Genomic DNA, 4,348 nt, shown 5'->3' on the forward strand with positions numbered 1-4,348 from the left:
ATGCCGCGAATGCCCGTCGTGTCTCAGCCGCAAGACCAATCTGTGCACCGCAATCCGTTCGACCCAGGGCCAGGGCCTGATGCCGGATGGCACCTCGCGTTTCTCGATCGGCAAGGACAAGATCCATCATTACATGGGCTGCTCGACCTTCGCCAATTATACCGTACTGCCGGAGATTGCCGTCGCCAAGGTCAATCCCGACGCCCCCTTCGACAAGATCTGCTACATCGGCTGCGGCGTCACGACAGGCATCGGCGCGGTCATCAACACCGCCAAGGTGGAGATGGGCGCAACCGCCATCGTCTTCGGTCTCGGCGGCATCGGGCTTAACGTCATCCAGGGCTTGCGGCTTGCCGGTGCCGACATGATCATCGGTGTCGATCTCAACAATGACAAGAAGGCCTGGGGCGAGCGCTTCGGCATGACGCATTTCGTCAATCCGAAGGAGATCGGCGACGACATCGTGCCCTATCTCGTCAACATGACGAAGCGCGGGGCCGACCAGATCGGCGGCGCCGACTATACCTTCGACTGCACCGGCAACACCAAGGTGATGCGCCAGGCGCTGGAAGCAAGCCATCGCGGCTGGGGCAAGTCTGTCGTCATCGGCGTTGCCGGCGCCGGCCAGGAGATCTCGACGCGTCCGTTCCAGCTGGTGACGGGCCGCTCGTGGATGGGCACGGCCTTCGGCGGCGCACGCGGCCGCACCGATGTTCCCAAGATCGTCGACTGGTACATGGAGGGCAAGATCGAGATCGATCCGATGATCACCCACACCATGCCGCTCGACGACATCAACAAGGGCTTCGAGCTCATGCATTCGGGTGAAAGCATCCGCAGCGTCGTGCTCTATTGACGTTGCAGGGACCTTGCTGGAGGTTTTTTGGCAGTCCGAACGACGGATAAGCCGATGACCACCGTTCAAGAAGGACGCCGGCCTCGTGATGAGGTCGGCGGCTTGAACATGAATGGCCTTCAGGCAAAAGGATATGCCCATGACCAGCAAGCTGCTAAGTGCGACCGCCGCTGCTCTTTTCGCCCTATCTTCCGCAACCGTGGTCTTCGCCCAGACGACGACACCTGCGACGACCGCAACGCCAGCTCCCGTCACAACCCCTTCCACATCGGCAGCATCGTCGACCATGCCGTCGAGGGACGAGATCAAGACGGCACGGCAAGCCTGCCGACAGGATGCAACGGGGCAGGGCCTCAAGGGCGAGGCGCGCAAGGACGCAGTCCAAAGCTGCCTGCAGCAAAAGTATCCGGTCCTGGCAAAACGCAAGACCTGCCATGACGAAGGCACCGCCAAAGGTCTGGAGAAGAAAGCATTGCGCGACTACGTCAAGCAATGCATCACCGCGAGCTGAACATCGGCCCGGGATCACGGATCCGCACTGGACCCGTCACACAATGACAGTCCGCTCCACGGGGCGGACTACTTGCCTCGCACAATCACCCTACGCTTCACGCGACCCTTTTCCTCAGGCGCAAGCCTCCTTATATCCTTCAAGGATATAAATTTCAGGGTGCGGCGTGCTTTTCCATCCAGATAGGCTTTCATTCGGCATAGTCCTGCCGGCGCAAACGAGAACTGCTGCCGACATAGAGTTCGATGCTCAGCTCGGCATCGCAGCCCAAGCCGATAAATTAGGCTTCGATGCGCTGTGGGTGAGGGATGTCCCTCTTAACAGTGAAAGCTATCCCGATCCGATCGGGCATGCCGATCCCTGGGTCCTCCTCGGAGCTCTAGCCGCTTCCACATCCAGGATCGCCCTGGCGACGGGTGCAATCGTGCTGCCTTTGCGGCATCCGCTCCATATCGCCAAGGCCGCACTGTCCGTCGCCTCCCTTTCGAAAGACCGGCTCGTCCTCGGTCTCGGCTCTGGAGACCGGCCGAGCGAATATGATTTTTCGGAGAGGAAATTGAGAACCGCAAAGCACTCTTTCAATCGCATTGGGAGCGCCTCGCCGCTGCGCTCAGTCCGGATCAGAAGGTCGTCGATGAAGGCGGTCGCGTGCGAAACGAGTTCGCCATCAGGCCTGCGCTGCGACAACCGCTCATTCCCATGGTGGCGGTCGGTTCATCGTCGCAATCGCTCGAATGGATTACCCGCCACGCAACAGCCTGGATGACCTATTACCGGCCGCTACCCGTTCAAAAAGATCGGTTGGCGCTTTGGCACAATGCCCGGGCTAAGGTCACCGCTGATTTTCGCGGCTTCGGTCAGTCCATGGTCCTGGATTTGCTCGATAATCCTCAGGCCTCCTATGAGGAGATCAATCTCGGCGTCAGAGCCGGCAGGCGAGGGCTGATCGACGCTTTGTCGGCGATGCGTGAAGCCGGCATCCATCATGTCGCCTTCAACCTCGTTACCCAGGGCAGACCGCCCGGCGAGGTCATGGAAGAGATCGCAGCGGAGATTCTGCCGGCCATGCGGTAGCTTCCGAACTGCCCTCAATAGTGGCATCGTGGAAATCATATTCGTGGGACCCTGGCTTTTGCAGCCTTTGCCACCTATCTTTCCGCTGCAACCAAAAAGGGCTGATTTTGCTTCTCGAAATTTCTATCGTCATTGTTCTCACCCTCCTGAATGGCGTGCTTGCCATGTCGGAATTGGCGATCGTCTCCTCCCGTCCTGCCCGCCTGAAAGTGCTTTCCGACCAAGGCAGCAGAGGTGCGAGCATGGCGATGAGGCTGGCTGAAGAGCCGGGCCGCTTCCTTTCAACGGTGCAGATCGGCATCACGCTCGTCGGCGTCCTGTCCGGCGCGTTCTCAGGCGCCACACTCGGCGCTCGGCTGTCGAGCTGGCTTGCCGCGCAAGGTCTTTCGGTTGCAGCCGCCGACGCCATCGGCGTCGGTTCCGTCGTGGTCGCCATTACCTATCTATCGCTGATCATCGGCGAGCTCGTGCCGAAGCAGGTTGCTCTGCGAGCGCCGGAAGCGGTCGCCAGCAAGGTTGCGCCGGCCATGGTGTTTCTTTCCCGGGCTGCGGCCCCGCTTGTCTGGTTGCTCGATCTCTCGGGACGGCTGGTTCTGAGGGCACTTGGGCAATCCGGCAAGGCTGCCGATGGCGTCAGCGACGAGGAAATCAAAACGGTTCTTGCAGAGGCACAGAGCGCCGGCGTCATCGCTACGGAAGAGCAGGCGATGATCTCGGGCGTCATGCGATTGGCCGACCGAACCGCAAGGGCATTGATGACGCCGCGTCGCGACGTAGAGGTCATCGATATCGAAGATAGCTTCGACGAGATGCGCGAACAGATTCGCCGCACCGACAAGGCACGGCTGCCGCTGCGTAAGGATAGCTCCGATGAAATCATTGGCGTGCTGATCACCAAGGATTTCTTTGATGCGCTGGCTTCTGGCGGTCAGGCCGACATCCTGAAGCTTGCCAAACAGGTGCCGATCGTTTCGGACCTTTCCAGCGCCCTTGACGTGGTTAAGGCGCTGCGTCGCTCTTCTTCACACATGGTGCTCGTCTACGACGAATACGGTCACTTCGAAGGTGTCATCACATCGGGCGATATCCTCGAAGCCATCCTGGGAGCTGTTCAGGAGGAAACCGATGCCGATGGCGAGCAGGCTCTCGTCCGTCGCCACGACGGCAGCTATCTCGTATCCGGCTGGATGCCCATAGACGAGTTCGCCGACTTCATGAACCTGCAAATCGAGGACGATCGCGACTACCAGACGGTCGCAGGCTTCGTGCTGCAAGAGCTGCGCCATCTTCCGGATGTGGGCGAAAGCTTCTCGAAGAGCGGCTGGCGCTTCGAGGTCGTCGATCTCGACGGCCGCAGGATCGACAAGCTGCTGGTGAGCGCGGACGACGCTCGCGACGCCGATCACTGAAACTCATCAGAGAGCCACGCATTATCCCGAAGAATAGCCATTTGATGAAATCCGTTTCGCCCTAAAAGACAAGGCTCGCCGGATCGGCTTATGTTCCATAACACAGGTTATCTGATTTGCGGCTGTAACCAGGTACATTCTATTTCCAAGTGCGACATGCCAATGATTTCAATGGCTTCACTTTGGAGATTTTGGCATGTCCCGATGCTATACGCAGCTTGCTCTCGCCGACCGACGACGCCTACACCAGCTGGTGGCGGCAAAAGTTCCCGTCACCGAAATGGCCCGCCAGCTCGGCCGTCACCGCTCGACCATTTACCGCGAGATCAAGCGCAACACGTTTCATGATCGCGAACTGCCGGACTACGACGGCTACTACAGCACGGTAGCGCACGATATCTCTAGAGCGGTTCAGATTTTGTTTGAATCGTGGATTCCCTTTTGATGTCGAATATGATTCAAGATGCTGGCTGAGAGGAGGTCAGCATTGATGGTCGC

The 4,348-nt window shown here is 59.2% G+C and carries 5 protein-coding genes and 1 pseudogene; all 6 read left to right on the forward strand.

Features of this window, described 5'->3' with window-relative positions; genetic code table 11:
* A partial coding sequence (locus tag PH562_RS30490; RefSeq protein WP_285177619.1) for a zinc-binding dehydrogenase occupies nucleotides 1-856 on the forward strand: 856 nt, incomplete at its 5' end.
* 139 nt (nucleotides 857-995) lie between these two features.
* Nucleotides 996-1,367 carry a PsiF family protein gene (locus PH562_RS30495; RefSeq protein WP_285177620.1) on the forward strand — a complete coding sequence of 124 codons (372 nt, stop codon included), beginning with the start codon at nucleotides 996-998 and terminating at the stop codon, nucleotides 1,365-1,367.
* Nucleotides 1,368-1,533: 166 nt separating this feature from the next.
* Nucleotides 1,534-2,133, forward strand: coding sequence for an LLM class flavin-dependent oxidoreductase (locus PH562_RS30500; RefSeq protein WP_285177621.1), 600 nt, complete (start codon nucleotides 1,534-1,536; stop codon nucleotides 2,131-2,133).
* On the forward strand, nucleotides 2,016-2,441 hold the full coding sequence (locus PH562_RS30505; protein WP_285177625.1) for an LLM class oxidoreductase: 426 nt from the start codon (nucleotides 2,016-2,018) through the stop codon (nucleotides 2,439-2,441). Before PH562_RS30500 ends, PH562_RS30505 begins: the two co-directional genes overlap by 118 nt.
* Nucleotides 2,442-2,548: 107 nt before the next feature.
* On the forward strand, nucleotides 2,549-3,850 hold the full coding sequence (locus PH562_RS30510; RefSeq protein WP_285177623.1) for a hemolysin family protein: 1,302 nt from the start codon (nucleotides 2,549-2,551) through the stop codon (nucleotides 3,848-3,850).
* Between the two features lie 196 nt (nucleotides 3,851-4,046).
* Nucleotides 4,047-4,256, forward strand: a pseudogene (locus PH562_RS30515) (helix-turn-helix domain-containing protein); the annotation flags it as partial.
* Nucleotides 4,257-4,348 lie beyond the last annotated feature (92 nt).

This window comes from Rhizobium centroccidentale, from assembly GCF_030182565.1.
Taxonomy (GTDB): domain Bacteria; phylum Pseudomonadota; class Alphaproteobacteria; order Rhizobiales; family Rhizobiaceae; genus Rhizobium.

Excerpts from the sequence above, each read along its gene's own strand:
- PH562_RS30495 (WP_285177620.1), top strand. The coding sequence starts at position 996 with ATGACCAGCAAGCTGCTAAGTGCGACCGCCGCTGCTCTTTTCGCCCTA.